Genomic DNA, 26,893 nt, shown 5'->3' with positions numbered 1-26,893 from the left:
GGGACACTGGTCGGCGTGAGCACCGAAGCCCCCGAGCCCCACGTGCGCGCCTCCGCGGCGCTGTTCGACCGCGCGCGGTCCGTCACCCCCGGCGGGGTGAACTCACCGGTGCGCGCGTTCTCCGCGGTCGGCGGCACACCCCGGTTCATGACCGGCGGCGCGGGCGCCTACCTCTGGGACGTCGACGACAACCGCTACGTCGACCTGGTCTGCTCGTGGGGCCCGATGATCCTGGGCCACGCCCACCCCGAGGTGGTGGCGGCGGTGCGCAGGGCGGCGGGCGACGGCCTGAGCTTCGGCACCCCCACCGCGGGCGAGGTGGACCTGGCCGAGGAGATCATCCGCCGGGTCGCCCCCGTGCAGCAGGTGCGGCTGGTCAACTCCGGCACCGAGGCCACGATGAGCGCCATCCGGCTGGCCCGCGGGTTCACCGGCCGGACCCGGATCGTGAAGTTCGCGGGCTGCTACCACGGCCACGTCGACGCGCTGCTCGCCGAGGCGGGCTCCGGCCTGGCCACGCTGGGCCTGCCGACCACGCCCGGGGTGACCGGCGCGCAGGCCGAGGACACCATCGTGCTGCCCTACAACGACCTCGACGCCGTGCGCGCCGCCTTCGCCGAGCACGGCGACACCATCGCCGCGGTGATCACCGAGGCGGCGGCGGGCAACATGGGCGCGGTCGCCCCGGTCGCGGGCTTCAACGCGGGCCTGCGCGAGATCGCCACCCAGCACGGCGCGCTGCTGGTGATGGACGAGGTGATGACCGGCTTCCGCGTCTCCGGCGCGGGCTGGCACGGCGTCGACGGCGTCGCGGGCGACCTCTACACCTTCGGCAAGGTCATGTCCGGCGGCCTGCCCGCCGCCGCGTTCGGCGGCCGGGCCGACGTCATGGCCAGGCTGGCCCCGTCCGGGCCGGTCTACCAGGCGGGCACGCTGTCGGGGAACCCCGTGGCCGTGGCCGCGGGCCTGGCGACGCTGCGCGCGGCGGACGAGTCGGTCTACACCGCGCTCGACGCCAACGCCGCCCGGCTGGGCGAGCTGTTCACCGAGTCGCTGACCGCGGCGTCGGTGCCGCACCGGGTGCAGTTCGCGGGCAACCTGGTGAGCGTGTTCTTCACCGAGGACCCGGTGGTGGACTACGCGGGCGCCAAGGCGGCGCAGACCTGGCGCTTCCCCGCCTTCTTCCACGCCCTGCTCGACCACGGCGTCTACGCCCCGCCCAGCGCCTTCGAGGCCTGGTTCGTCAGCGCCGCCCTCGACGACGAGGCGTTCGAGCGCATCGCCGCCGCCCTCGTCCCCGCGGCCGCCGCCGCCGCACGAGCCCAGGAGCCCGCGTGACCCAGACGATCGTCCACCTGCTGCGCCACGGCGAGGTGCACAACCCGTCGGGCATCCTCTACGGCCGCCTCCCGCACTTCCGGCTGTCGGAGGCGGGCAAGCGCCAGGCCATCACCGTCGCCGAGTACCTGCGCGACCACGACATCACCCACGTGGTGGCCTCCCCGCTGACGCGCGCCCAGGAGACCGCCGCCCCCATCGCCGGGTCGCACCGCCTGGAACTGGCCACCGACGACCACCTCATCGAGTCGGCGAACGTCTTCGAGGGCCAGAAGGTCTCCGTCGGCGACGGCGCGCTGCGCAGCCCCCGCAACTGGCCGCACCTGCGCAACCCGTTCCGCCCCTCCTGGGGCGAGCCGTACCTGCTCATCGCCCACCGGATGCTCGCCGCCGTCCACCGCGCCCGAGCCGCCGCCGAGGGCCACGAGGCGGTCTGCGTCTCCCACCAGCTCCCGGTCTGGACCATCCGCCGCTACCTGGAGGGCAGGCGCCTGTGGCACGACCCGTCCAAGCGCCAGTGCTCCCTGGCCTCGCTGACCTCCCTGGTCTTCGAGGACGAGCGCCTCGTCGACATCCGCTACGCCGAGCCCGCGGGCGCCAGCGACCCCAAGCAGACGGGCGCCTGATGCGTGGCGGCCTGGTTGGTCTCGTCGTCTTGGCCCTGGCCTTGACCGGGTGCGGCGCGGAGAAGGACGCCGTCGCCAACGACACCCAGTTCGTGTTCGTCTCGCCCGGCGGGCAGACGGACATCACCTACCCGGTGGCCGAACGCAAGCCCCTGCCCGACGTGTCCGGGCCGGACCTGATGGACGAGACCAAGCAGGTGGGCCTGTCGGACTTCCGGGGCGAGGTCGTGGTGCTGAACGTGTGGGGGCAGTGGTGCGGGCCGTGCCGCACCGAGGCGCCCGAGCTGGAGAAGGTCCAGCAGGCCTACCAGTCCCGAGGCGTCCAGGTCCTCGGCATCAACTTCCGCGACAACGACCGGTCCGCGCCGCAGGACTTCGTGCGGGACCGGGAGCTGACCTACCCGTCGATCTACGACCCGCCGGGGCGGACGCTGCTGGCGTTGAAGGGGTACCCGCGCGCCGTCGTGCCCGCGACGTTCCTGATCGACAAGCAGGGGCGGGTGGCGGCGGCGTACATGCGCGACCTGCTGGCTGAGGACTTGACAGCGGAGCTGGACAAACTCGTCGCCGAGTGAGCGGTCCTGTGAGCTACGACGCGATGGCCGGACCCGCTCACGCTGGTCTGACGGGGTTTTCCTAGTCTGATCCGGTGGACGCCCCCGAAATCGCCACCACACTCGCCACCAGCGGGCCGCTGGTGGTCGCGGGCGGTGTGGCGCTGCTGGCGGGGATGGTGTCGTTCGCGTCGCCGTGCGTGGTGCCGCTCGTGCCCGGCTACCTCGCCTACCTCGCCGCCCTCGTGGGCGCTGAGACGCCCGCGGTGACCGCCGACGAGCAGCGCAAGACGGGGCGGGGGCGGGTCCTGGGGGCCGTGGCCCTGTTCGTCCTGGGGTTCACCGTCGTCTTCGCCGCGACCGTCGGCACGTTCGTGTGGTTGGCGGACTCGCTGTTCGCCAACCAGGACCTGTTGCAGCGCATCGGTGGCGTGGTGACCATCGCGATGGCGCTGGTGTTCGTCGGGTTGGTGCCGGGGGCGCAGCGGGAGTTCCGGTTCCACAAGACGCCCAACCTGGGGTTGGCGGGGGCGCCGATCCTGGGCGGGATCTTCGGCCTCGGGTGGGCGCCGTGCATCGGGCCCACGCTGTCCGGGGTGCTGTCGCTGGCCGCGGCCACCGGTGGGACCGCGGCGCGGGGGTTGTTGCTGGTGCTCATCTACTGCCTGGGGCTCGGGGTGCCGTTCCTGCTGATCGCCGTGGGCGCGCGGTGGGCGGTGCGCACGACCGCGTGGCTGCGCACGCACGGGCGGGGCATCCAGCTCTTCGGCGGCGGGCTGCTGTTCGTCGTCGGCGTCCTGCTGGTGACCGGGGTGTGGGGCGACTTCGTGGTCTGGATGCGCAACGGCCTGGTCAGCGACTTCGTCCCCTCGCTATGACCAGGCTCCGCAGGCTGTCGGCGTTCCTGCGCAACACCTGGCGCGGCCTGACGTCGATGCGCACGGCGTTGATCCTGCTGTTCCTCCTCGCGATCGCGGCCCTGCCCGGCGCCCTGCTGCCCCAGCGCTCGCTCAACCCGCCGCGCACCGCCGACTACATCGCCCGGCACGGGTGGTGGGGGGAGCTGCTCGACCGGCTCCAGTTCTTCGACATCTACGCCAGCGTCTGGTTCTCGGCGATCTACCTGATGCTGTTCATCTCCCTGGTCGGCTGCCTGCTGCCGCGGATGGTCGAGTACGCCAGGAGCTTCCGCGCCCGGCCGGTGCTGACCCCGCGCAACCTGTCCCGGATGCCGCACCACGTCACCGGCGAGACCGCCACCGACCCGGACGAGGTCGTCGCCAAGGCGGGCGCGCGGCTCAAGGGGTGGCGGACCGAGGTGCGCGAGGAGGCCGACGGCTCCCGCACCATCAGCGCCGAGCGCGGGTACCTGCGCGAGCTGGGCAACCTGGTCTTCCACTTCGCGATGCTCGGCATGATCGTCGCGCTGGCGGTCGGCAAGCTCTACAACTACGAGGGCCAGGTCATCGTGGTGGCCAACGGCTCGCAGTTCTGCAACTCCGGCACGGCGAGCTTCGACAGCTTCCGGCCCGGCCTGCGGGTCGACGGCACCGACCTGAACCCGTTCTGCCTGCGGGTCAACGAGCTCGACGTGGACTACCTGGACAACGGCCAGGCCGACCAGTTCACCGTCAAGATGGAGCACCAGGCGGGCGAGGACCTGGACAACGGCACCTGGCGGCCCTACGACCTGCGGGTCAACCACCCGCTGCGGATCGTCGGCGACCGCGTCTACCTGCTCGGGCACGGCTACGCGCCGACCTTCACCGTGACCTTCCCCAACGGAGAGCAGCGCACCCAGACCCTCCAGTGGCGCACCGTCGACGACCTGACCCTGCTCTCGCAGGGCGCGCTCAAGTTCGACCCGCCCGGCATCACCGACTCCGCCGAGCGCAGGCAGAAGCAGATCGCGATCACCGGCCTGTTCGCCCCCACGGCGATCTACGACGGGACGCTGCTGTCGTCGAGCCACCCCGAGCTGCGCGACCCGGCGGTGGCCGTCGACGTGCTGCGCGGCGACCTCGGCCTGGAGTCCGGCAGCGGTCAGTCGATCTTCGACATCGACCAGGCCCTGGTCGACAGCGGCAGGCTCAACCGGGTGGCCAGGGAGAACCTCACCGTGGGCGAGGAACTGACCCTCGACGACGGCACCCGGGTCAGGTTCGACGGGGTCGACCGGTGGGGGTACCTGCAGGTCTCGCACGACCCGAGCCAGGTGTGGGTCCTGGTGTTCTCGATCGCGATGTTCCTCGGGCTCGGTTTGTCGCTGGTCGTCAAGCGGCGCAGGTTCTGGGTCCGTGCCACCCCGTCCGGGGACGGGTTTACGGTTGTGACCGTCGGCGGCCTCGCTCGCACCGACCAGGCGGGATACGGCGAGGAGTTCAGCAGGACGGCATCCACGCTGTTCACGCTGCTTAGCCCCAGGAGGAGTCCCTGATGCCGGTCAACGAGACGCTGTCGACCTACAGCGACTGGTGCTACGGCGCCGCCACCCTCATCTACGTCTTCGCGATGATCGGGTACGCCATCGAGCAGGCCTTCACCCGCACCGCGAAGAAGTCCGAGGTCGCGGTGCTGGTCGGCGCGGGCGGTCCCGAGGTCGACACACCGGACGGGGGACCCGCCTACGGCAGGGTCGAGGCGGGCGCGGGGCGGTCCAGGGCCGAGCGGGCCGGGCGGGTGGCCGTCGCGCTGACCGCGCTCGGCGTGGCGCTGCACCTGGGCTCGCTGGTGCTGCGCGGGGTCGCCACCCAGCGCGCGCCCTGGGGCAACATGTACGAGTACGGCATGGCCACGATGCTCGTCGCGGTCATCGGCTGGCTGGTGCTGATGCGCAAGTTCGACGTGCGCCGGATGGGCGTGTTCGTGCTGACGCCGGTCGTCATCCTGATGTTCCTCGGCGGCACCGTGCTCTACACCGAGGCCGCCCCGGTCCAGCCCGCCCTGCAGTCGTACTGGCTGGTCGTGCACGTGTCCGCCGCGATCATCTCCAGCGGCCTGCTGCTGATCCCCGGCGTGTTCAGCCTGCTGTACCTGGCGAAGGTGCGCCACGACGCCGACCAGAGCCGGTTCGCCCGGCTCGGCCCGAAGCTGCCCGACGCCGACACCCTCGACCGGCTGGCCTACCGCACCACGATCTTCGCCTTCCCGATCTACACCTTCGGCATCATCTGCGGCGCCATCTGGGCCGAGGCCGCCTGGGGCCGGTTCTGGGGCTGGGACCCGAAGGAGACCGTGGCCTTCGTGGCCTGGGTCGTCTACGCCGGGTACCTGCACTCCCGGGCCACCGCGGGCTGGCGCGGCTCGCGCGCGGCCGTGATCAACTCGGTCGCGTTCGCGGTGGTCGTGTTCAACCTGTTCTTCATCAACCTGGTGGTCTCGGGTCTGCACTCGTACGCGGGCGGCTGACCGGCCGGGGGTTCGTGACCGATTCGATGACGTCGTGGACAGCCCCCGTTTCGGTGGTGCGGGTCGTGAGCGACTACCGTCGCCGGTGAGGGTCCTGGGGCAGGGACCACTCGCACGCCGGGTAGGAGGGGTCGCAGGGGTGACTGGACGCCACGAAGAGTCGGAGCTGGCCTGGGGACCGGGAGCCGCTGGGCAACCCGGTGCGGGCGGCGCCGGGGACGACGCCGCGCGCGACTTCGGGCCCGCGCCCGAGATCGCCGCGGACCTGCCGGAGGTCGCCGCGCAGGCGCAGGCCGACCACCCGCTCGAGAACGAGGCCACGACCGACCACACGAAGTACCCGGACACCTCCGGCCCGCACGCCGTCGCCGGGCCGGGCCAGTCGGGTCCGCACCAGGTCCCCGGGCCGGGCCAGTCCGGACCGCACCAGGTCCCCGGCCAGTCCGGACCGCACCCGGTGCCCGGCCAGCAGCCCGGCTACTACGCCGAGCCGACCCCGTCGGGCCCGCAGCCGATGCAGCAGTACAACCCGCAGCAGTACGCGCCGCAGCCGCACATGGCCCCGCAGCACGGCGGCTTCGCCCCGCCGCAGCCGCCCGGCCCGCCGAGCGATGAGCTGACCTCGGCGCGCCTGATCAAGCAGACCAAGCGCACCCCGCAGTCGGGCTGGCGCCGCGCCGTCTACGTGGCCTCCGGCCACCTGATCAACGTCGGCGAGAGCCCGGCCGACAAGCAGCGCCGCGACCTCATCGCCCGGGTCAACCAGCCGCTGCGCGGCTGCTACAAGATCGCCATGCTCAGCCTCAAGGGCGGCGTCGGCAAGACCACCACGACCACCACCCTCGGCTCGACCTACTCCTCGCTGCGCGGCGACCGGGTCATCGCGGTCGACGCCAACCCCGACCGGGGCACCCTGAGCCAGAAGATCCCGCTGGAGACCACGGCCACCGTCCGCCACCTGCTGCGCGACGCGGGCCGCATCCGCCGCTACAGCGACATCCGCGCCTACACCTCCCAGGGCCCCAGCAGGCTCGAGGTGCTGGCCTCGGAGCAGGACCCGGCCGTCTCGGAGGCGTTCAGCGAGGACGACTACCGCCGCACCGTCGCGCTGCTCGAGCACTTCTACAACATCGTGCTCACCGACTGCGGCACCGGCCTGATGCACTCGGCCATGAAGGGCGTCCTCGACATCGCCGACTCCCTGGTCATCGTCTCCTCCGGCTCGGTCGACGGCGCCCGCAGCGCCTCGGCCACCCTGGACTGGCTCGACGCCCACGGCTACCGCGACCTCGTCGCCCGCTCCGTCGCCGTGATCAACTCGGTCCGCCCCAAGTCCGGCTCGGTCGACCTGGACAAGCTCAGCCAGCACTTCGCCGCCCGCTGCCGCGCCGTCTGCCGAATCCCGTTCGACCCCCACCTGGAGGAAGGCGCCGAGATCGAACTCGAGCGCCTGCAACCCGACACCCGCCTGGCCCTGCTCGACATGGCCGCCACCGTCGCCGACGACTTCCCCAACGAGGCCCGCCGCACCATGCGCTGACCACCAGCCGAGGCGGCGCCCCGACCCGGGGCGTCGCCTCGCGGCGGCAGCTCGGCCTCCACCTCCAGACCCCTCGCATAGAACGACGGCCGGACTCCACCAGGAATCCGGCCGCCACCAGGGACAGATCAGGCCGCCCCGTCCTCGGGCTTCCTGCGCTGCTCAAGCCCGCGCAGGAAATCCGGGTCGTCGTCAGGGGCCAGTTCGCGCTTGGCGCGAGCCGCACCCGCGGCCTCGACCTGGGGGGCCAAGGCCTTCCACAGGAGCACGGCCACGGTGACGGCGCCGACTATGGCGAGCAGGTAGATCATGGGTAGCCACCTCCGAACGCTTCCACGTCGAGGTTAACCCGTTTGTCGCTTTCGCGGGTCTCGGTCCGCGATCGGTTCGGTGTGGCGCCCTACAGGCCGGGGCCGCTGGCCTCGGTGGTCAGCTCGGCCAGCAGGGCGCGGACCTCCGACTCCCGGAACCGGCGGTGCCCGCCCGGGGTGCGGATGGAGCCGATGCGGCCCGCGGTCGCCCAGCGGGTCACGGTCTTGGGGTCGACGCGGAACAGGGCCGCGACCTCGCCCGGCGTCAGCAGGCGCTCTCCGACGTGCGCAACGGTCACCTTGGCCGCCTCCTCGCTCGAATTGCATGGTTGAACTCCGACCATCGTGGCACTTCGACCATCGGGTACTCGAACGGTTGGGTGATGGTAAAGAGGTAGTAAGGGACAAAACGACCAGATCCGGACACCGCTCGGGCCGCTCGTTGCCGCCCCGGGCCCCGCACGCCGTACCCTGCGTACCCGTGGACAACGTGGACCGCCGCATCATCGCGGCATTGCGCACCAACGGTCGCGTCACCTACGCCGACCTGGGCAGGCAGGTGGGGCTGTCGGCGTCCGCCGTCCACGAGCGGGTGGGGAAGCTGGAGACCGCCGGGGTGATCACCGGCTACCACGCGGTCGTCGACCCCACGCTGGTCGGCCTCGGGGTGACCGCGCTGGTCAGCATCCACCCCACCGACACCGCCGACGACGAGGACGTGGCCGCTGAGCTGGCCGAGCTCCCCGAGGTGGAGAGCTGCTACCGGGTCGCGGGCGACGAGGCGTTCGTGGTCAAGGTGCGGGTCGCCACCGTCGACGCCCTGGAGCTGTCGCTGGGGCGCCTGCGCCGGATCAAGGGCGTCGCGCGCACCCGGTCCACCGTGGTGCTGTCCACCCGCTTCGAGGGGCGGCCCAACGTCTCCGACGTCGACGAACCCGCTGATGGGAACGCCGGGTAGCCTGGCCGGGTGGACGACAAGCGGCACCTCGGACGCGATCTCGCGCTCTACTCGCTGGCGCGTCTGGTGCTGGCGGGCCTGATCACCGGCATCCTGGTCTTCTTCGACATCCCGGTGCTGGTCAGCCTCATGATCGGCCTCGTCGTCGGGTTCCCGCTCGGCCTGCTGCTGTTCCGCGGCCTCAACGCCAGGGTCACCGCGGGCCTGGCCGAGCGCGGCGCGGGCCGCGACGCCGAGCGCGACCGGCTGCGCGCCGAGCTGCGCGGCGAGCAGGACTGACCTTGAGCGCGGCGACCACGCGGGCCTGGGTGAACCGGGCCATGCGGCAGATCCAGGCCGACGCCAACCGCAGCGCGGACACCCACCTGCTGCCCTTCCCGCTGCCCGCGCAGTGGAAGGTCCGCCTCTACCTCAAGGACGAGTCGACCCACCCGACCGGTTCGCTCAAGCACCGGCTCGCCCGCTCGCTGTTCCTCTACGCGCTGTGCAACGGCTGGATCGTCGAGGGCACGCCGGTCATCGAGGCGTCGTCGGGGTCCACCGCGGTCTCCGAGGCGTACTTCGCCAGGATGCTCGGGCTGCCGTTCATCGCGGTGATGCCGCGCACGACCAGCCAGGAGAAGGTGCGGCTGATCGAGCACCAGGGCGGCCGCTGCCACTTCATCGACTCGCCGGGGGAGATCTACGCCGAGTCGCGCAGGCTGGCCGAGGAGCTCGGCGGGCACTTCATCGACCAGTTCACCAACGCCGAGCGGGCCACCGACTGGCGCGGGAACAACAACATCGCCGAGTCGATCTTCGAGCAGATGGCGTTGGAGCCGCACCCGGTTCCGGACTGGATCGTGGTCGGGGCGGGCACCGGCGGCACGAGCGCCACCATCGGCCGGTACCTGCGCTACCAGTGCCACCGGACCCAGCTCGCGGTCGTCGACCCCGAGGACTCGGTGTTCTACGACGCCTGGCACAGCGCCGACGTCGAGCTGACCGGGCACCGCGGCTCGCGGATCGAGGGCATCGGGCGGCCCAGGGTCGAGCCGTCGTTCCTCGGCCACGTCGTCGACCGGATGGTGAAGGTCCCGGACGCGGCGTCGATCGCGGTGATCCGGGTCGTCGAGGACCTGCTGGGCCGCCGCGTCGGCGGGTCGACCGGCACGAACCTGTGGGGCGTGTTCCAGATCGTGGCCGAGATGGTCGCCGATGGCCGCTCGGGCAGCGTCGTCACGCTGCTCTGCGACGGCGGCGAGCGCTACTCCAACACCTACTACGACGACGACTGGCTGGCGGCCAACGGGCTCGACACGGCTCCGCACGTCGACAAGGTCCGGTCGTTCCTCGCGACCGGACAGTGGTGAACCGGGTTCCATTCGCTTTGGAAAAGCACTTCCCGGCGGGGGAACCGGACGCGGCCGGTCCCGCGTCAACCCCTGGGTAACCGCAAGACCAGGTGGGGAGCCGCGATGGGTGAGGTCAGGGTCGTTCCGGAGGAGCTGCGGGGGTACGCGGGCCTGCTGGAGCGCAACGCCAACCACTTCTCCGCCATCGAGGGGCACGCCCGCTCCAAGGGCGGCGACACCAGCGGCTTCACCGGCCTGCTGTCCCTGCTGGTCCCGGTGGTCGACGGCGCGGTCGGGCTGTACGCGGAGACGTTGAAGTTCGGCCACGACAAGCTGGCGGGCCTGCACCAGTCCCTCGTGGACGCGGCCGACGCCTACGAGCGCGCCGACACCGCGAGCGCGCGCGGCCTCGACGGCGTGCGCGGCGTCTCCGACATCCCGACCGTTGGGGGCCAGTGATGCCGTACGCGGACACGGTGGACCCGATCGCCGCACTGAACAACGAGGCGAACCTGCAGGGCGGGCCGAGCATCGACTCGGCCATCGCCAACGCCGGGGCGCAGGTCCAGGTGGTGAACTGGATCTGGGAGCAGGTCGTCGGCGAGGACCTGGTCACCTCGATCATCGCCCCGATCACCGGCGACTTTGAGAAGATCGCGGTCACCGGCAAGCAGTGGGACAACGTCTGCGACGCCTTGCAGGCCGTGCGCGACAACATGAACTCCGGCCTCGACGAACTGGCCCCGCACTGGGACGGCGCGGCGTCCGAAGCCCTCGCGCGCAAGGTCCGCACGGTGTGGACGGTCGCGATCGAGGCCGACGCCCAAGCCGCCAAGCTGGTCGGCACCGCGTTCGAGAAGGTCGCCGAGGCCTCGAAGAAGGCCTGCGACCAGGCCCTCAAGCTGATCAAGAAGCTGGTCAACAAGCTGCTCGAGGCGATCGCGCTGCTGCCCATCCCGGTGGTCGGCTGGGGCAAGGCGGTCAAGACCGTCATCGACGCCATCGAGATCTACAACGCCGTGCTGACCATCATCAACGGCATCAAGGCCATCATCGAGGGCTGCCAGGCCGTCGTCCAGGGCGTCAAGGACATGGGCAGCGCCATCAGCGGCATCACCGACATCCGCAACGTCAACGACGCCCTGAACTCCGCCAACGACGTCAACGACGCCCGCACCGACATCAACGCGGGCCGCGAGCAGGCCGCGGGCGGTCTCAAGTCCACGGGCGGCGGCGTGGTCGCGGCGGGCAAGAACGGGTACAACGCCAACAAGCACTACGGCGAGTACCAGCAGGAGCGCAACCCCGCGCCTTCGCCCGACCCGGAGCCGGTGGCCTGACCATGACGACTCCCGAGGACTGGAAGAACCTCCAGGTCCGCGCCGCCGAGGCGGAGTTGGACCTCGCCATCGCCCAACTGGAGACCGCGGTCGCCGAGACCGAGACCCGTTTCGCCGCGATGCCGGACTCCACGCTCACCGATGAGGACATCGAGCTCATCGAGCGGCACAACCGCGGCGCGGAGGCGACGCAGGCGCAGCGCGAGCTGCAGGGGCGGATCGACGCGGGCGAATTCACCTGGCGGGACATCGTGTCCGGGCGGGCGGCGGGGGAGGAGGGCGTGCGGGAGGCCTTGGCGGCGGGTGTCCCGCAGATGCGCCAGGCGTACGCGCTGATCGAGGAAGGGCACTCGCTCAACGAGATCATCGCCGCGGGGCTGCCCCCGGAGGACGACCCGGATGACTTCGGTGGGCCGATCATGCGCAAGCGCTAGAACGCCTGGTCCACAGAGGAACGTCAGACTCGGATGCGGCGGGGGAAGATCGGCCGCAGCAGCAGTGGGCCCTGTCGTCGGAGCCACCACACCAGGGCACCCACGACCACCCAGCCGATGAGCACGGTCGTGCTGACCGGCAGCACAGTCAGTGACGCCCCGCGTCCGGCGACGCGGACCAGTTCGGGGTTGCGCTGGTCGTACTCGACGCGGACCACCTGGCCCTCTTGCAGGGCCTCGGGGTAGAGCACGCCATAACCCGGGGTGTGCACGGCGCCGTCGGGGGTTTGGAAGCGGACCAGGGTGCGGCCGAAGCTGACGCTGACGACGTCGGCTTCGGCTCGACCGGTGTAGGTCTCGATGGCGGAGTCCTCGGTGAACGCGGCGACCACGAGCAGCAGGCCCAGCACGGTCAGCAGGCCAGCGACGCCGAGGGCGGCGAGGGCGACCACGCGGCGGGTCGGCTGGGAGCGATCGGCGGTCACGGTCCGAGCGTAGCGGGTGTGTTCGAGTGCTCGATCCGGGTGAACAGTCCCCCACGAACGTTGGAAACCTTATGCTCGGAGCGTGACTCAAGGTCGGATTCTCGCTGCTGTGCTCGGGTCCGCCCTCGCGCTGATCATCTCCGCGGGCCCCGCCTCGGCGCAGGACGAGCCCATCGGCTGGACGGCCGCGCAGGCGCTGTCCGCTTTGGAGGCCGACGTCGTCGCCAGGGTGCCTGGGGCGCCCGCGGTCATCGACGAGGCCAGGGTCCGGCCCGCGCTCGCCGCCGCCGGGCGCAAGCTCCTGCTGCTGCCGCACTCCGGGGTGGGCAGCCGCGAACGGCACCGCGACGAGGTGGCCAAGGTGCTCGACGAGTACCCGGACGAGGACGACTTGGTCTTCACCAGCGGACTCAAGGTCAACATCGGCGGCAACGCCCGGGTGGTCGGGCCGTCGGACATGGCCGAGGTCGCCGCCACCCTGGGCACCGCGGACCTGACCGAGTTCGTCCTCACCGCGCTCGGCGCCGACTGGAACCCGCCCGCCGCGCCCGTCGCCGCCACCGACGCCCAGGTCACCGAGGTGGGCGACGCCCTGGCCGAGCGGCAGCTCTACAACCCCGACCGGCCCGACCGCGCCCGCGACGACCGGTGGGACAAGGCGGGCGGACTCACCGTGCGCATCGCCGTGCTGCCCGCGGGCCCCGCCACCGACCTCGCCGACCGGCTCGCCCAGCGCTTCCCCGACGACGTCGTCGCCGTGGTCCGGGGGCTGTGGGTGGACCTGCGCGGCCCGGACGCCGGGGTGGCGCGCACCGCGAGCGACGCCTACTACGGGCAGAACTTCTTCCGCCTCGCCGAGTGGGGCCCCGACCCGCTGCAACTGGCGACGCTGCTCGTCGGCGAGTACGGCGAGACCGCCGCGGCCAGGGCCGCGGCGCTGCAGCGGCCGGACCAGGCGGGCGACCCGCTGGAGATCGCCGGGATCGCCCTGCCCTGGGTGTTCGCAGGCGCCGCGGTGCTGCTGGTGGCGGTGCCGGTGGCCATCCGCCGCCGCCCGTCGCGGCTGCGCGGGCTGCGGGCCACGGCCGCGCAGCTCGACCGCGACCGGGTGGCCGCCGAGGTCAGCGCGGTCGCCGCGAAGATCGCCCACCTCGACGCGGTGAGCCGGGGCGGGCGGCCGGGGCAGCTCGTCACCAGCGCCACCGAGCGCTACCAGGTGGCCCGCGACCTGGTGCTCTCCGAGGGGGACCTGACCGTGGCCAGGGAGGCGGTCCGCGAGGCGGCCGCCCAGTTGGCCGAAGCCGCCGAGCTGCTGGGGGTGCCCGCCTGATGTCCACGCGGAACGAGGGCGAACACCGCAGGCCGCCGGACCGGAAGCTGCTGCGCCGCTACCTCTACGTGCTGGTGGTGGGCCTGATCGCGCTGCTGACCTGGAAGGACGTGCTGCTGCTGTTCTCCTCGGCCCGGCCGGTGGTCGCCGCGCTGGACCGCGACGTCGTCTACGTGCAGGACGGGGTGCCCGGGGTCGACGTGCCTGCCATCCAGCGGGCCATCGGGAAGCGGCCGGTCACGGTCTCGATCGTCACCGGCGACTCGGCGGTGGCCCAGGACAAGGCCGACGCCTGCGCGGACGTGGTCGACCGGATCGACGGGATCATGCACGTGGTGATCGCCGACGGCGAGTTCGTGCGCGGCTGCCAGAGCGACGACTTCCCGATCGTGAGCAGCCCCTTCGCTTGGGACTTCGTCACCTGGAGCATCTACGGCGACACCACCCAGTTCATCGAGGGCGACCACCGGGCGATGGCCGAGCAGCTCGTCGCCTACTACGACAGCGAGGTCTTCCGCGGCCGCGTGCTGCCCGGTGAGCGCGTGTTCACCTTCTCCGCCTACCGCTACCTGTTCGCCGCGGGCTTGCTCGTCGGCATGGTGCTGCTGGTCCACTTCGGCACCCGCTGGCTCGGCCGGGGCGCCGCAGGCCTGGCTGCCCGCCGCGAGCAGCGGGCGCGCTGGCGCGTGCAGCGCGCGGACCTGGAGAGCGAGTTGGCCCTGGTGGCGATGCGGATGGTGGCGCAGTCGCCGCGCCGCAGCCTCGGCGAGACCTCCGAGCAGTACCTCGCGGCCCTGGCCGACTGGGAGGCCGCGAAGCCGGGCCAGCCGTGGGACGAGCTGCGGGACCGGGTGGCCGCGCTGCGGGAGCGTGTCCGGTGACGGCGTGGCTGTGGGTGCTGGGCGCCGTGGTGATCCTCGTCGTCGTGACCCTGCCCTACCTGCGCGCCCGGCCCCGTCCGTCCACTGACCGGGCCCGGTCCCTGCTGTCGCGGCTGGAGCACGAGCTGGACCGGTCCGACATCACCGAGGCCGCCCGGGCCGAGGCCGAGCGCTGCCGCACCCTCGCGGGCTCCGCCCTGGCCGACGGCGCGGCCGCCCGCGCCGAGCGCTGGGCCGGGGCTGGTCTGCGGGCCGTCGGGGCTACAGCGCCAAAGCGCCCGCGGTGACCGTCGCCCACAGCAGCATCGCCAGCCCGGTCAGCTTGAGCACGGGGACCAGCCGCATGCCCGTCTCCTGGCCGAGCACCAGCCGCAGCGCGGGCACCACGAGCACCGCGGCGACGAACGCCACCACCGCCACCGGCGAGGCGGACACCAGGATGACGCTCACCACGAACGGGACGCCGACCAGCGCCGCGTAGAGCACCCTGGTCCGCTCCTCGCCGAGCCGCACGGCCAGCGTCTTCTTGCCCGCGACCCGGTCGGTCGGCACGTCGCGCAGGTTGTTGGCCACCAGCACCGCCGCCGAGAACGCCCCCATGGCCACCGCCCCGCCGAGGCCCACCCAGCTCACCGCGCCGACCTGGACGTACTCGGTGCCCAGCACCGCCACCAGGCCGAAGAACAGGAACACGGCCACCTCACCCCACCCCGAGTACCCGTAGGGCCGGTCGCCGCCGGTGTAGTACCAGGCCCCCGCGACGCAGGCGGCGCCGACGAGCAGCAGCCACCAGAACCCCGACACGGCCACGAGCGCGAGCCCGGCCGCCGTCCCCACCCCGAAGCACGCGAACGCGGCGGTCTTCACCGCCCGGGGCGTGGCCACCCCGGCCCCCACCAGCCGCAACGGCCCCACCCGGTCCGCGTCGGTGCCCCGCACCCCGTCGGAGTAGTCGTTGGCGTAGTTCACGCCCACCTGCAGCGCCAACGCCACCACGAGCGCCAGCACCGTGCGCCCCGGCGAGAACCCACCACCGGCCAACGCCGCCCCGGCCCCCACCACCACCGGCGCCACCGAGTTCGGCAACGTCCGCACCCGGGCGCCCTCGACCCACTCCGCCACACTCGCCATGGCCCCATCATCACCGATGCCCCGCGCCCCCTGACCACGGGCCACACCCGACGTGGTCGGGCACACGCGCCGCGTACTACGCCCGTCCACCCCCGAACAGCCCGGCCACCGCCCGTCGATCCACCTTCCCCGGCCCCCGCAGCGGCAGTTCCGCCACCACCACGACCTCCTTCGGCGCCAGCACCCCGCCCAGCACCCCCCGGACCCACTCCACGACCTCCCCGCCCGCGACCCGCCCCACCACGGCCGCCACGACCCGCTCGCCCCACTCCGCGTCCGGCACCCCCACCACGCACGCCTCCTCGACCCCCGGGCAGCCCAGCAACGCCCGCTCCACCACCGCGGGCACGACCTTCTCCCCACCCGTGTTGATCACGTCATCCGCGCGGCCCGACACCGACAGCAGGCCGTCGACGAACTCCCCGGCGTCATTGGTCCGGAACCAGCCGTCCTCGAAGGCGGGAGCGCCGGGGTCCAGCCGGTAGCCCGAAGCCAGGGTGGGGCCGCCGAGCCGGATCAGACCGTCCACAACGGACACGCGAACGCCGTCCAGCGGCCGTCCGTCGTACACGCACCCGCCCGCTGTCTCGCTCATCCCGTAGGTCGTCCGCACGCGGACCCCCGCCGCCAACGCCCGCTCCAGCAGCGGTGCGGGCGTCGCGGCCCCGCCGACCAGGACGCCGTCGAAGGAGCGGAGGGCGGCCAGTCCCTCGCCGCCCTCGGCGAGCAGGCGGGTCAACTGGGTGGGCACCAGGGCCGTGTACCGGGGGCCGGAAGCGCTCAGGACCGACGACGCCGACTCGACGAAGGTGTGGCCGCGGAACGCCCCGGGGGGCACCACCCCCAGCGGGGTGCCCGCCACCAGGGAGCGGACGAGCACCTGGACGCCCGCGACGTGGTGGGCGGGCATGGCCAGCAGCCAGTGGCCGGGGCCGCCCAGGCGGGTGTGGGTGGCCCCGGCCGAGGCGCGCAGAGCGGGGGCGGAGAGGAGCACGCCCTTGGGGGTCCCGGTGGAGCCGGAGGTCTGGACGATGAGGGCGGTGCCGGGTTCCACGGGCAGGTCGGGGCGCATGGCGGCGGGGGAGGCGCCCTCGGCGAGGGGGAGGACGGCGGGGCCGGAGCCGTCCAGGGCGGCGCGCAGGGCCCGCGCCAGCGGGGTGATGCCGCCAGTGAGTTCCACGACCTGCATGGGGCTCATCCTTCCAGGCCGCCGGTGCGGCCCCTTACGCTGCGAGCACGCCGAACCACGAGGAGTGCCGCCGCATGCCCAAGCAGGTCCCCGCCCAGGCGACCCGGGTGACCGCGCGCGGTTGGCGCCGCCCGCTGGACGCGGACCTGCGCGACGCGTACCTGGCCAGGCTGGGGTGGTCGTCGCCGCCGGAGCCCTCGGTGCGGACCCTGGTGGACCTGCACGCCGCGCAGGTGCGGCTGGTGCCCTACGAGGTGGTGTGGATCGCCCTGGGCGAGACCCGCTCCATCGAGCCGCTGAACTCGCTGCGCTACCTGGTCGCCGGGCGCGGCGGCTACTGCTACCACCTCAACGGCGCGCTGGCCGTCCTGCTCGACTGGCTCGGCTTCGACGTGCACCTGCGCGTCGGCGGCACCCAGGGCCACGCCGAGGCCACCGCGCCGGGGGCCACCGGCACGCACATGGTCGTCGAGGTGCACGGCCTGCCCACCGACGCCAACCCGCAGGGCCGGTGGCTGGCCGACGCCGGGCTCGGCGACGGCCTGCGCGAGCCGCTGCCCCTGGTCGAGGGCCTGCACGCGGCCCCGCCGTTCCGCTTCGGCCTGCGCCCCTCGCCGTCGGTGCCCGGCGGCTGGCGCTTCGACCACGACCCCGGCGGCGCGTTCGCGGGCATGGACTTCGCCCCGGGCGAGGCCAGCATCGCCGACTTCGCCGAGCAGCACCGCAGGCTGTCGACCACGCCCACCTCGGGCTTCGTCCGCACGGTGACCGTGGCCCGCCGCGACGGCGACACCATCCACGAACTGCGCGGCCTGGCGGTGCAGAACATCTCGCCGAGCGGTGAGGACTGCGTGTACCTCACCACCCGGGCGGACTACTTCGCCGCGCTGGCCGACGTGTTCCTGCTCCCCTTGTCCGATGTGGAGCGACCGAGGCTGTCGGCGCTGTGGAACCGGCTGCGCGAGGACCACGAGCGCTACCTGCTGGCGCAGGCCGCTCAGTAGTAGTAGGGGAACCGCGACCAGTCGGGATCGCGCTTCTCCAGGAACGAGTCCCGGCCCTCGACGGCCTCGTCGGTCATGTAGGCGAGGCGGGTCGTCTCGCCCGCGAAGACCTGCTGGCCCACCAGGCCGTCGTCGATGGCGTTGAACGAGAACTTGAGCATCCGCTGGGCGGTCGGGGACTTGCCGCAGATCTCCTTCGCCCACTGCAGGGCCGTCTCCTCCAGCTCCGCGTGCGGGACGGCGGCGTTGACCGCGCCCATGCGCACCATGTCCTCGGCGGTGTAGTCGCGGCCGAGGAAGAAGATCTCGCGGGCGTACTTCTGCCCGACCTGCCTGGCCAGGTAGGCCGAGCCGAAGCCGCCGTCGAAGCTGCCCACGTCGGCGTCGGTCTGCTTGAAGCGGGCGTGCTCGGCGCTGGCCAGGGTCAGGTCGCAGGTGACGTGCAGGCTGTGCCCGCCGCCCGCGGCCCAGCCGGGGACCACGGCGATGACGACCTTGGGCATGAACCGGATGAGCCGCTGCACCTCGAGGATGTGCAGGCGGCCCGCGCGCGCCGGGTCGACGGTCTCGGCCGTGTCGCCGCTGGCGTACTGGTAGCCCGTGCGGCCCCGGATGCGCTGGTCGCCGCCGGAGCAGAACGCCCAGCCGCCGTCCTTGGCCGACGGGCCGTTGCCGGTGATCAGCACGCAGCCGACGTCGGAGCTCATCCTGGCGTGGTCCAGGGCCCGGTAGAGCTCGTCGACGGTGTGCGGGCGGAAGGCGTTGCGCACCTCTGGCCGGTCGAAGGCGATGCGCACCGCGCCGGTGTCGACCGCGCGGTGGTAGGTGATGTCGGTGAAATCGAACCCGGGCACCTCGGTCCACCGCGCCGGGTCGAACAGCTCGGAAACTCCACGCTCAGCCACCCCCTGAGCATGCCCCAGCCGCGGTGGCCAGCCATTCGCGGGGTGCGGGGTCGGCGTGTCAAGCTGGTGGCGTGCACGACCTGGACTCGGCACTCGACGTCATCCGCGCGCGGGACGACACCGCCGCCAAGCACGCGCACGCGCTCTGGCACGTGATGCGCTCCACAGCCGCGCACCCGACCAAGGTCACCCGCTACGAGGTGCAGCAGATGGTCTGGCGGACGCTGCCCGGCGCGCACACCAAGCCGGGCGGGGCCGGGCCGTTCGACGACCCGCACCGCATCTGCGACTCCTTCGCCGAGCTGCTGCACCTGCTCGGGCACACCGCCTACGCCGAGGTCTGCCGGTCGGCGGCCACGCACGCCATCATCGCCGCCGCGACCGACCCGCCGCGCTACCGCGAGCTGGTCGACGCCGCCTGGACCGCCTCCGGGGTGCGCCCGCCGGACACCCCCGTGCTGGCCTGGGCCGACGACGGCGGCCCGGTCGAGACGGCGCTGCACGCGGCCTGCGGCAGGCTGCTGGAGGAGGCCCTGGACCAGGGCACCCTGCCCGCCGACGGCACCGGTGGCCCGATGCGGGTCGGCCTGGTGATGCGCCTGCTGACCAGCCCGGAGTCCGAGGGCGACCAGACCTGGTTCGCCAAGCTGCTCGACGAGCGGCTCGACACCTGGACCACCGACGGCGGCAGCCAGACCCGCCGGGAGATGCTGGTGCGGCTGCGCCCGGAGGTGCGGCGCGCCCCGGAGACCGCCGAGGAGCGGCTGCCCGCGCTGGCCGCGCTGCTCGAGGCCTGCCGCGGCGGGGCCAGGCTGACCGGCAGCGGCTACCTGCCCACGTCCCTGGTCGCCGCCCTGGTCGACACCATGCCCGCGTGCCGGGAGCTGGCCGGGACCGGGCGCAGCGAGTCGCGGTGGCCGCCGGTGGCGCTGCTGCGCGCCCTGGCCGAGTCGATGGGGCTGGCGGTGCGCGACGGGGCCCGGCTGCGGCTGACCGACCAGGGCGCGGCGCTGGTCGACGACGCCGACTCGCTGCTGATGACCGTCGGCGAGCGGCTGGTGCCCCGGGAGCGCTCGGCACTGGGCTCGGCGGCCGAGGTCGTCCTCGCCGCGCTGCTGCTCGAGGACCGGATGGCCCCGGCGCGGGTGTTCGAGAAGGTCGGCTTCGTGCTGGCCGAGCAGGCCGCGGCCGGGCAGGAGCCAGCCGGGCAGGTCCGGACCGACGCCGCGCCCGCCCAGGCCACCCGGCTCAGCGCCTGGGTGCTGCGGCGGCTGCGGGTGCTCGACGCGGTCGACGCCGACTGGACCGCCCGCCGGGTCGGGCTCACCGACGCGGGCCGGTCGCTGGCCAGGTGGGCGCTGCGCGCCCGGGTGCTGTTCCCCCCGCCGTCGGCGGCCTGAGTAGCGTTCCAGGGGTCGGATCAGCCGACCCCCGGCTGGGAATGGAGCGCAGGTGAACCCGTCCACCGCGATGGCCGCCGTGGTCGTCAACGAGTTGGTCCGCAACGACGTCCGGCACGTGGTGGTGTGCCCCGGGTCGCGCAACGCTCCGCTGAGCATGGCCCTGCACGCCGCCTCCGCCGCCGACCGGCTCACCCTGCACGTCCGGGTCGACGAGCGCTCCGCCGGGTTCGTCGCCCTGGGTCTGGCCCGCGCGTCCGGCCGCCCCGCCGCGGTGGTGTGCACGTCGGGCACGGCCGTGGCGAACCTGCACCCCGCCGTGCTGGAGGCGCACCACTCCGGGGTCGGGATGCTGCTGATCACCGCCGACCGACCGCCCGAGCTGCACGGCAGCGGCGCCAACCAGGTCATCGACCAGCGCGGCATCTTCGGCAGCGCGGCGGTGGCCATCGACTTCCCGGTCGCCGAGCGGCGGCCGGGGCAGAACCCGGTGTGGCGCGGCCTGGTGTGCCGGGGCGTCGCCCGCGCCGAGACGGGCCTCCCGGTGCAGTTGAACATCCCGTTCCGCGAGCCGCTCGTGCCCACCTTCGGCGACGGCTGGCCGGACTCGCTGGACGGCCGCCCGACGGGTCTGCGGTGGACGACGTCGTCGGCGCCGCGCCCGATCCCGGACAACCGGGTCGACTTCCCGCTGCCCGCCCGCGTGGTCATGGTCGTCGGCAGCGGCGACCCGGCGCGCGCCGAGGCCGCCGCCGGGGTGGCCGCCACCGCGGGCTGGCCGGTGATCACCGAGCCGGTGGGCTCCGCCGCCGCGCTGTCCGGTGGGGCGCACGTCGTCCGGGGTGGGCCGCTGCTGCTGGGCTCGGGGGACCTGCCCGCCGCGCTGCGCCCGGACGCCGTGGTGGTGGTGGGCCGCCCGACGCTCTCGCGCGGGGTGCGCGGCCTGATGGACCGGGCCGCCGTCTACGGCATCGGCGACCACCCGCAGTGGACGGACCCGCAGTACGTGGCCACCCACGTGCGCGGCTGGCTCGACGTCGACGACCTGCACCAGGTGGCCGAGACCGACCCCGCCTGGCTGTCCGCGTGGCGCGAGGCCGAGGCCGCGGCCGGGCTGGCCGTGGAGAAGCTGCTGGGCGAGGAGCCCTGGCCCACCGGCCTGCACGTCGCCCGCGACGTGCTCGACACCCTGCCCCCCGGCGCCACCCTGGTCCTCGGCTCGTCCAACCCGGTCCGCGACGTCGACCTGGTCGCCACCCACCGAGCCGACATCACCATCCACGCCAACCGCGGCGTCGCGGGCATCGACGGCAACGCCTCCACCGCCGTGGGCGTCGCCCTCGGCGGCCACGCCCCCACCTACGCCCTCATGGGCGACCTGACCTTCCTGCACGACGCCAACGCCCTGCTCATCGGCCCAGCCGAACCCCGCCCCGACCTCACCTTGATCATCTTCAACGACGACGGCGGCGGCATCTTCTCCCTGCTGGAACAAGGGGCCACCGAACACCACGACGGCTTCGAGCGCGTCTTCGGCACCCCCACCGCCGTGGACCTGCCCGCCCTCTGCGCGGCCTACCGGGTCCCCCACACCCTCGCCACCACCCCGGCGGAGCTGCGCACCGCCCTGACCCCCACCCCCGGCCTCCGCCTGGTGGAACTCCGAGCCGACCGCACCCGCCTGCGAGACCTCCACGCCCGCCTCCGGGCCGCGGTCCGCGAAGCCGTCGCCGCCCGCCTGTAGGACCCCCGCCCTACCCCTGCCACCACCCCAACGCCTGCTCAGCCACCCCAGGCGCAGCCACGAGCAACCCGTCAACCGGCGGCGACACCGCATCACGCCCACAACGGTCCAGCACGACCGCCCCCGACTCCAGAGCCACCGCCACCGCAGCAGCCACCTCGTGCTCACGACAACCGTGCAGCACCGCGGCAGCCGCGTGCCCGAGAGCCACCTGGGCCACCGCCAGCGCCGCCGACCCCAACACCCGCACCCGGGCCGACGCGGCCCCCGCCCGCTCGATGAACCCCGCCAGTCCCGGCCACGGGTCGCCGGACACCAGTTCCGTGCAGACGATCGCACCCGCCGCCGAGGCCCGGTCGGGCACCTTGATGCGCACCCCGTTCACCCGCGCCCCGCGCCCGCGCGAGGCCGCGTAGATCCGGCCGCGGAACGGGTCGGCGACCACGCCGACGACCGGGCCGTGCGCGTCGGTCAGGGCGAGGCTGTAGGCGCACCAGGGGATGCCCGCCGCGTAGTTCACCGAGCCGTCGAGGGGGTCGACGACCCAGCGGTAGGGCGTGTCGACCTGTTCGGCGAAGGTCGCGCTGACCACCGGGATGCCCGGGAACTCGGCGGTCAGCACCCGGCGGGTGTGGCGTTCGAGGGTGTGGTCGGTGTCGGTGACCCAGTCGAACGGGGACTCCGGGTTGGGCGGGGCGGCGTCGCGTCCGGCTGTCGCGGTGATGACGTCGGTCGCCTCGTTCGCGAGCTTGCCCGCGGTTTCCAGGGCTCGAGAGGCGAGCCCGGGATCAACCGGCCAGCGCGGCCGTGGCGACATGAGGGTCATGCCGACCTAGGGTGACCACTCCGGGTGTCCGGATGGCGACAGCCAGGTGGCCAAACGACGATGCACGGGTCAAGGTTGGCCGGGGCACGCGCTGTTCCCCACGCGTTCTCCCCGCTGCCACGCCCACGTCCCCCTGGGCTGCGACGGTCGGCCCCGTGCGCGTCGCCATCGTCACCGAGAGCTTCCTGCCCCAGGTCAACGGCGTCACCAACTCGGTTCTGCGGGTGTTGGAGCACCTGCGCCTGCGGGGTGTCCCAGCGCTCGTGGTGGCCCCGGGGCCGGGGCCGGACAACTACGCGGGCGCCGCCGTGGCGCGGGTCCCGGCGATCGACGTGCCAATGATCACGTCGCTGCCCATCGGCATCCCGACGCGCCGGGTGCACACCGCGTTGGCCGAGTTCGGACCCGACGTGGTGCACCTGGCGTCGCCGTTCGTGCTCGGCGCGGGCGGGCTGTGGGCGGCCAACCGGCTGGGGGTGCCGAGCATCGCGGTCTACCAGACCGACGTCGCCGGGTTCGCCGCCAGCTACGGCCTCTCCCGCGGGTCGCGCGCGGCGTGGCGCTGGATCCGCAGGCTGCACGCGGGCGCCGACCGCACCCTCGCGCCGTCGTCGGCGTCCGTCGACGACCTCACCGCGCACGGCATCCCGCGCGTGCACCGCTGGGGCCGGGGCGTCGACACCGCCCGCTTCCACCCCGACCGCGCGGACCCCGCGCTGCGGGCCGAGCTGGCGCCCGAGGGGGAGCTGCTCGTCGGCTACGTCGGCAGGCTCGCCCCGGAGAAGCAGGTGCACCGGCTGGCCGCGCTCAACGACCTGCCCGGCGTGCGCGTGGTCGTGGTGGGGGAGGGCCCGGACGAACCCGCGCTGCGGGCGGCGCTGCCCGGCGCGGCGTTCCTCGGCTTCCGCGGCGGCGACGAGCTCGCCGCCGCCTACGCCAGCCTCGACGTGTTCGTCCACACCGGACCGCACGAGACGTTCTGCCAGTCGGTGCAGGAGGCGATGGCCTCCGGGCTGCCGGTCGTCGCGCCGGACGCGGGCGGCCCCCGCGACCTGGTGCGCCACGGCCGGACCGGGTTCCTGCTCGACCCGGCGGCCTTCGACGTGCGGACCGCCGTGCGCACCCTGGCCGACCCGCTGACCCGCCGCAGGATGGGATCGGCGGCGCGCGCGGCGGTGCGCGACCGGGGGTGGCCCGCGGTGTGCGAGGAGCTGCTCGGCCACTACGGCGCGGTGCTCGGCGGCACCCGTGCGCAGGCGGCGTGACGGTTTCCTCGTAGTCTGCCGGGTATGGCGCGCGCCGGTTTGGACAAGGACCCCCAGGACATCGCGGAGATGTTCGACGGGGTGGCCAAGGGCTACGACCGCACCAACACGGTCATGACGATGGGCTTCGACCGCCGCTGGCGGGCGCGCACCGGCCGGGTGCTCGACGCCAAGGCGGGCGACAAGGTCCTCGACCTGGCCGCGGGCACGGCCGTGTCCACCGCGGAGTACGCCCGGTCCGGGGCGTGGTGCGTCGCCGCCGACTTCTCGCTGCCGATGCTGCACGCGGGCGCGGGCCGCGGTGTGCCCAGGGTCGCCGCGGACGCGTTCCACCTGCCCTTCGCCGACGACTCCTTCGACGCGGTGACCGCCAGCTTCGGCCTGCGGAACATGGTCCCGACGGTGGCGGCCCTCGCGGAGATGCTGCGCGTGGTGCGGCCGGGCGGCAGGCTCGTGGTGTGCGAGGTCTCGCAGCCGCCGCTGCGCCCCATCCGCTGGCTCTACCACAACACCGTGCTGCGGGCGCTGCCGATGATCACGCGCCCGTTCTCCTCCAACGGCGAGGCCTACGCCTACCTGGCGGAGTCCATGCGCGACTGGCACGACCAGCGCACCGTCGCCGAGCTGATCGCCAAGGCGGGCTGGACCGAGGTGGAGTGGCGCAACCTCACCTTCGGCGTCGTCGCCCTGCACCGCGCCGTCAAGCCCCAGGCCGTCAAGCCCTGACCGCCTCCCGCCCCGTCTGCCAGCGGTCGATCCGGAACATCAACCACAGCGCGGCCACCGCGGCGACCCCGGCCAGGCCCGCGCTGAGCGCGTTCGCCACCGCCAGCGCCCGGAACGTGCCCTCGGTCGAGTCCTCGTCCAGCACGAACACGGCCACCAGGTCGACGGCGTTGGCGGCCAGCAGCGCCGCCCACCACACGTCGACAGCCCGGCCGGGCCGGACCTTGCGCAGGTTGCGGCCCTGCGGCGGGGTGTCCGGGTGGCTGGCGCGGCGCACGTCGGCGACGACCATCCGCGGCCACCACAGGTTCGCCACCGGGACCAGCCAGGCCCCGACGACCCACCCGCGGGCGAGCTGGTGGCGGCCCGCGCACAGCCGCTCGGCGTTGCCCCTGGCCCGCCACAGCCACCAGGTGAACGCGATCCACGTCACGCCCAGCCCGACCAGCCACGCCCACGCCAGCAGCTCGGCCCGCGACTGCGCGGTGTCCACCTGCTCGGCGGTCACGGGCGCGCCCGCGGCGATGTCGCGCACCAGGTGCAGCGACCGCCACGACTGCCAGGCCACCAGTGCGGCGATCACCACCATGGCCATGACCAGCAGGGACGTGGTGTAGCGGGCGGCCTTGGCCGGGCGCACCACTGGCAGCCCGTCCGGCAGCCGGGTCGTGGCGAAGCCGTGCGGCGGGGTCTCGGTGTCGGTCGGGTCGGACATGTGCTGGCTGGCCTTCCTGCGGTGGGGACGCGGCCGGTCTCCGACCGGGATCGGTCCTGGGCGCGCGCTCGTTTCACCCCGCAGGCCGCCCTCTAGACTCGGTCGCATGACGACTTCTCCGCAGAGCAGGCGCAAGCCGGGCGAGGACGCCGAGGTGATCGTGGTCGGGGCGGGCCCGGCCGGGTCGACCGCCGCGACCTACCTCGCCCGCGCGGGCCTGGACGTCCTCCTGCTGGAGAAGTCGACCTTCCCGCGCGAGAAGGTCTGCGGCGACGGCCTGACCCCGCGCGGGGTCAAGCAGCTCATCGACCTCGGCATCGACACCCGCGAGGAAGCTGGCTGGCTGCACAACCGCGGCCTGCGCGTCGTCGGCGGCGGGGTCAACCTGGAGCTGGACTGGCCAGACCTGGCCACCTTCCCGCCCTACGGCGTCGTGCGCCCCCGCCAGGACTTCGACGAGATGCTGGCCCGCACCGCCCAGCAGGCGGGCGCCCGCCTCCAGGAGCACACCACCGTCACCGGCGCCCTCGTCGACGACCGCACCGGCCGCATCACCGGCGTCGAGGCCAAGACGGGCCCGGACCGCACCCCGGTCACCTACCGCGCCCCGCTGATCCTGTCCTGCGACGGCGTGTCCGCGCGCCTGGCGCTGTCGGTCGGCATGGACAAGATCGAGTCCCGCCCGATGGGCGTGGCCGTGCGCCGCTACTACGCCTCCCCGCGCTCCAAGGACGACTACCTGGAGTCCCACCTGGAACTGTGGGACCGCTCCGACCCGGCGAACCCGGTGCTGCTCCCCGGCTACGGCTGGATCTTCGGCATGGGCGACGGCACCGTGAACGTCGGCCTGGGCATCCTGTCCACCTCCAAGGCCTTCGGCTCCACCGACTACCGCAAGCTCCTGACGTCGTGGCTCGACGGCACCCCCGAGGAGTGGGGCTTCCGCGAGGACAACGCCCTGGGCAAGATCGGCGGCGCAGCCCTCCCCATGGGCTTCAACCGCACCCCCCACTACCGCGCGGGCATGCTCCTGGTCGGCGACGCGGGCGGCATGGTCAACCCCTTCAACGGCGAGGGCATCGGCTACGCCATGGAGTCGGCCAAGATCGCCGCCCAGTGCGTCGTCCAGGCCCTGGCCCGCCCCGAGGGCCCCGCCCGCGAACGCGCACTGGAGGGCTACCCGGTGGCCATGAAGCAGGCCCTGGGCAGCTACTACCGCCTGGGCAACGTCTTCTCCAAGCTCATCGGCAACCCCACCGTCATGAGCGTGGCCACCAAGTACGGCCTGCCCAGGCAAACCCTCATGAAGCTCGTCCTCAAGCTCCTGGCTGGCCTCTACGACCCCAAGGACGGCGACGCCTTCGACAAGGTGATCGTCGCCGCCACCAAACTGGCCCCCAGCGCCTAGCCCTCCAGCTCCCTTCGGGGCCCACCCCCACCCAGCCGCAG

Annotated in this window: 30 protein-coding genes; 22 read left to right on the top strand and 8 right to left on the bottom strand. The window is 73.4% G+C overall.

The window, feature by feature from the left end:
* The first annotated feature begins 15 nt into the window (after positions 1-15).
* The 7 genes from hemL (at position 16) to GCL84_RS25185 (ending at position 7,466) form a co-directional block, all read left to right on the top strand.
* A complete protein-coding gene (gene hemL / locus GCL84_RS25215; RefSeq protein ID WP_235926682.1) occupies positions 16-1,338 on the top strand; it encodes a glutamate-1-semialdehyde 2,1-aminomutase in 1,323 nt (440 codons plus the stop codon).
* Positions 1,335-1,964, top strand: a complete 630-nt coding sequence (locus tag GCL84_RS25210) for a histidine phosphatase family protein (protein ID WP_156758028.1) — start codon at positions 1,335-1,337, stop codon at positions 1,962-1,964. The genes hemL and GCL84_RS25210 overlap by 4 nt, the downstream gene beginning before the upstream one ends.
* A complete protein-coding gene (locus tag GCL84_RS25205) occupies positions 1,964-2,539 on the top strand; it encodes a TlpA family protein disulfide reductase (protein WP_156758027.1) in 576 nt (191 codons plus the stop codon). The genes GCL84_RS25210 and GCL84_RS25205 overlap by 1 nt, the downstream gene beginning before the upstream one ends.
* Positions 2,540-2,613: 74 nt before the next feature.
* The gene (locus tag GCL84_RS25200) at positions 2,614-3,396 is read left to right on the top strand and encodes a cytochrome c biogenesis CcdA family protein (protein ID WP_235926680.1); all 783 of its coding nucleotides are present in this window, start codon (positions 2,614-2,616) and stop codon (positions 3,394-3,396) included.
* Complete coding sequence (gene resB / locus GCL84_RS25195; RefSeq protein ID WP_156758026.1) at positions 3,393-4,955, top strand: cytochrome c biogenesis protein ResB; 1,563 nt, start codon at positions 3,393-3,395, stop codon at positions 4,953-4,955. Before GCL84_RS25200 ends, resB begins: the two co-directional genes overlap by 4 nt.
* On the top strand, positions 4,955-5,926 hold the full coding sequence (gene ccsB, locus GCL84_RS25190; protein WP_156758025.1) for a c-type cytochrome biogenesis protein CcsB: 972 nt from the start codon (positions 4,955-4,957) through the stop codon (positions 5,924-5,926). The genes resB and ccsB overlap by 1 nt, the downstream gene beginning before the upstream one ends.
* 139 nt (positions 5,927-6,065) lie before the next feature.
* The gene (locus GCL84_RS25185; RefSeq protein ID WP_156758024.1) at positions 6,066-7,466 is read left to right on the top strand and encodes a MinD/ParA family ATP-binding protein; all 1,401 of its coding nucleotides are present in this window, start codon (positions 6,066-6,068) and stop codon (positions 7,464-7,466) included.
* Positions 7,467-7,594: 128 nt separating this feature from the next.
* Here GCL84_RS25185 and GCL84_RS25180 read toward each other — a convergent pair whose 3' ends face one another.
* Together GCL84_RS25180 and GCL84_RS25175 are read right to left on the bottom strand one after the other, a co-directional pair.
* Positions 7,595-7,777 (bottom strand): hypothetical protein, encoded by a 183-nt coding sequence (locus tag GCL84_RS25180; protein ID WP_156758023.1) that lies wholly within the window; start codon positions 7,775-7,777, stop codon positions 7,595-7,597.
* An 89-nt stretch (positions 7,778-7,866) separates the two neighbouring features.
* Complete coding sequence (locus tag GCL84_RS25175) at positions 7,867-8,076, bottom strand: BldC family transcriptional regulator (RefSeq protein WP_156758022.1); 210 nt, start codon at positions 8,074-8,076, stop codon at positions 7,867-7,869.
* Positions 8,077-8,258: 182 nt separating this feature from the next.
* Between GCL84_RS25175 and GCL84_RS25170 the strand changes: the two genes are divergently transcribed.
* The 6 genes from GCL84_RS25170 to GCL84_RS25145 all read left to right on the top strand — a co-directional run bounded on the left by GCL84_RS25170 (position 8,259) and on the right by GCL84_RS25145 (position 11,843).
* On the top strand, positions 8,259-8,735 hold the full coding sequence (locus GCL84_RS25170) for an Lrp/AsnC family transcriptional regulator (protein ID WP_156758021.1): 477 nt from the start codon (positions 8,259-8,261) through the stop codon (positions 8,733-8,735).
* 9 nt (positions 8,736-8,744) lie between these two features.
* Complete coding sequence (locus GCL84_RS25165) at positions 8,745-9,014, top strand: DUF4229 domain-containing protein (protein WP_156758020.1); 270 nt, start codon at positions 8,745-8,747, stop codon at positions 9,012-9,014.
* Positions 9,011-10,087, top strand: a complete 1,077-nt coding sequence (cds1, locus tag GCL84_RS25160) for an L-cysteine desulfhydrase Cds1 (RefSeq protein WP_456236908.1) — start codon at positions 9,011-9,013, stop codon at positions 10,085-10,087. Before GCL84_RS25165 ends, cds1 begins: the two co-directional genes overlap by 4 nt.
* A 105-nt stretch (positions 10,088-10,192) precedes the next feature.
* On the top strand, positions 10,193-10,528 hold the full coding sequence (locus GCL84_RS25155) for a type VII secretion target (RefSeq protein WP_156758019.1): 336 nt from the start codon (positions 10,193-10,195) through the stop codon (positions 10,526-10,528).
* The gene (locus tag GCL84_RS25150; protein ID WP_156758018.1) at positions 10,528-11,409 is read left to right on the top strand and encodes a WXG100 family type VII secretion target; all 882 of its coding nucleotides are present in this window, start codon (positions 10,528-10,530) and stop codon (positions 11,407-11,409) included. The genes GCL84_RS25155 and GCL84_RS25150 overlap by 1 nt, the downstream gene beginning before the upstream one ends.
* Positions 11,410-11,411: 2 nt before the next feature.
* Complete coding sequence (locus tag GCL84_RS25145; protein ID WP_156758017.1) at positions 11,412-11,843, top strand: hypothetical protein; 432 nt, start codon at positions 11,412-11,414, stop codon at positions 11,841-11,843.
* A gap of 23 nt (positions 11,844-11,866) precedes the next feature.
* On the opposite strand, the gene GCL84_RS25140 is transcribed toward GCL84_RS25145, so the two are convergent.
* A complete protein-coding gene (locus GCL84_RS25140; RefSeq protein WP_156758016.1) occupies positions 11,867-12,328 on the bottom strand; it encodes a DUF3592 domain-containing protein in 462 nt (153 codons plus the stop codon).
* Positions 12,329-12,410: 82 nt separating this feature from the next.
* Between GCL84_RS25140 and GCL84_RS25135 the strand changes: the two genes are divergently transcribed.
* Genes GCL84_RS25135 through GCL84_RS25125 form a run of 3 tightly spaced genes read left to right on the top strand, consistent with a single transcriptional unit; the run spans position 12,411 to position 14,826 of the window.
* Positions 12,411-13,658 (top strand): hypothetical protein, encoded by a 1,248-nt coding sequence (locus tag GCL84_RS25135; RefSeq protein WP_156758015.1) that lies wholly within the window; start codon positions 12,411-12,413, stop codon positions 13,656-13,658.
* Positions 13,658-14,539 (top strand): hypothetical protein, encoded by an 882-nt coding sequence (locus GCL84_RS25130; protein ID WP_156758014.1) that lies wholly within the window; start codon positions 13,658-13,660, stop codon positions 14,537-14,539. Before GCL84_RS25135 ends, GCL84_RS25130 begins: the two co-directional genes overlap by 1 nt.
* Positions 14,536-14,826, top strand: coding sequence for a hypothetical protein (locus tag GCL84_RS25125; RefSeq protein WP_156758013.1), 291 nt, complete (start codon positions 14,536-14,538; stop codon positions 14,824-14,826). The genes GCL84_RS25130 and GCL84_RS25125 overlap by 4 nt, the downstream gene beginning before the upstream one ends.
* Here GCL84_RS25125 and GCL84_RS25120 read toward each other — a convergent pair.
* Together GCL84_RS25120 and menE are read right to left on the bottom strand one after the other, a co-directional pair.
* Complete coding sequence (locus GCL84_RS25120; RefSeq protein ID WP_156758012.1) at positions 14,801-15,670, bottom strand: 1,4-dihydroxy-2-naphthoate polyprenyltransferase; 870 nt, start codon at positions 15,668-15,670, stop codon at positions 14,801-14,803. The genes GCL84_RS25125 and GCL84_RS25120 overlap by 26 nt on opposite strands.
* Before the next feature lie 76 nt (positions 15,671-15,746).
* Positions 15,747-16,859 carry an o-succinylbenzoate--CoA ligase gene (gene menE, locus GCL84_RS25115; protein ID WP_156758011.1) on the bottom strand — a complete coding sequence of 371 codons (1,113 nt, stop codon included), beginning with the start codon at positions 16,857-16,859 and terminating at the stop codon, positions 15,747-15,749.
* A gap of 74 nt (positions 16,860-16,933) precedes the next feature.
* On the opposite strand from menE, the gene GCL84_RS25110 reads away from it, so the two are divergent.
* Entirely contained in the window at positions 16,934-17,863 is a 930-nt protein-coding gene (locus GCL84_RS25110) for an arylamine N-acetyltransferase family protein (protein ID WP_156758010.1), read from the top strand.
* On the opposite strand, the gene GCL84_RS25105 is transcribed toward GCL84_RS25110, so the two are convergent.
* Positions 17,857-18,768, bottom strand: a complete 912-nt coding sequence (locus GCL84_RS25105) for a 1,4-dihydroxy-2-naphthoyl-CoA synthase (RefSeq protein ID WP_156758009.1) — start codon at positions 18,766-18,768, stop codon at positions 17,857-17,859. The genes GCL84_RS25110 and GCL84_RS25105 overlap by 7 nt on opposite strands.
* Before the next feature lie 71 nt (positions 18,769-18,839).
* Here GCL84_RS25105 and GCL84_RS25100 point away from each other — a divergent pair, with 71 nt between their 5' ends.
* Positions 18,840-20,168: a hypothetical protein gene (locus GCL84_RS25100; RefSeq protein ID WP_156758008.1), complete on the top strand. Its 1,329-nt coding sequence runs from the start codon at positions 18,840-18,842 to the stop codon at positions 20,166-20,168.
* A gap of 52 nt (positions 20,169-20,220) precedes the next feature.
* Entirely contained in the window at positions 20,221-21,912 is a 1,692-nt protein-coding gene (menD, locus tag GCL84_RS25095; RefSeq protein WP_156758007.1) for a 2-succinyl-5-enolpyruvyl-6-hydroxy-3-cyclohexene-1-carboxylic-acid synthase, read from the top strand.
* A 10-nt stretch (positions 21,913-21,922) separates the two neighbouring features.
* On the opposite strand, the gene GCL84_RS25090 is transcribed toward menD, so the two are convergent.
* Entirely contained in the window at positions 21,923-22,738 is an 816-nt protein-coding gene (locus GCL84_RS25090; protein WP_156758006.1) for an inositol monophosphatase family protein, read from the bottom strand.
* Positions 22,739-22,893: 155 nt separating this feature from the next.
* Between GCL84_RS25090 and GCL84_RS25085 the strand changes: the two genes are divergently transcribed.
* Together GCL84_RS25085 and GCL84_RS25080 are read left to right on the top strand one after the other, a co-directional pair.
* The gene (locus tag GCL84_RS25085) at positions 22,894-24,003 is read left to right on the top strand and encodes a glycosyltransferase family 4 protein (protein ID WP_197523494.1); all 1,110 of its coding nucleotides are present in this window, start codon (positions 22,894-22,896) and stop codon (positions 24,001-24,003) included.
* A 24-nt stretch (positions 24,004-24,027) separates the two neighbouring features.
* Positions 24,028-24,729 carry a demethylmenaquinone methyltransferase gene (locus tag GCL84_RS25080; protein ID WP_156758004.1) on the top strand — a complete coding sequence of 234 codons (702 nt, stop codon included), beginning with the start codon at positions 24,028-24,030 and terminating at the stop codon, positions 24,727-24,729.
* Here the strand turns inward: GCL84_RS25080 and GCL84_RS25075 are convergent.
* Positions 24,719-25,444 carry a DUF4328 domain-containing protein gene (locus GCL84_RS25075; protein ID WP_197523493.1) on the bottom strand — a complete coding sequence of 242 codons (726 nt, stop codon included), beginning with the start codon at positions 25,442-25,444 and terminating at the stop codon, positions 24,719-24,721. The two genes, GCL84_RS25080 and GCL84_RS25075, sit on opposite strands and share 11 nt — an antisense overlap.
* A 106-nt stretch (positions 25,445-25,550) precedes the next feature.
* Between GCL84_RS25075 and GCL84_RS25070 the strand changes: the two genes are divergently transcribed.
* Positions 25,551-26,852, top strand: coding sequence for a geranylgeranyl reductase family protein (locus GCL84_RS25070; protein WP_156758002.1), 1,302 nt, complete (start codon positions 25,551-25,553; stop codon positions 26,850-26,852).
* Positions 26,853-26,893: the final 41 nt, after the last annotated feature.

It is taken from the genome of Actinokineospora pegani (assembly GCF_009745975.1).
Taxonomy (GTDB): domain Bacteria; phylum Actinomycetota; class Actinomycetes; order Mycobacteriales; family Pseudonocardiaceae; genus Actinokineospora; species Actinokineospora pegani.
Note: the sequence above shows the minus strand (reverse complement) of the source record. Positions and strands in the feature narration are given on the sequence as shown.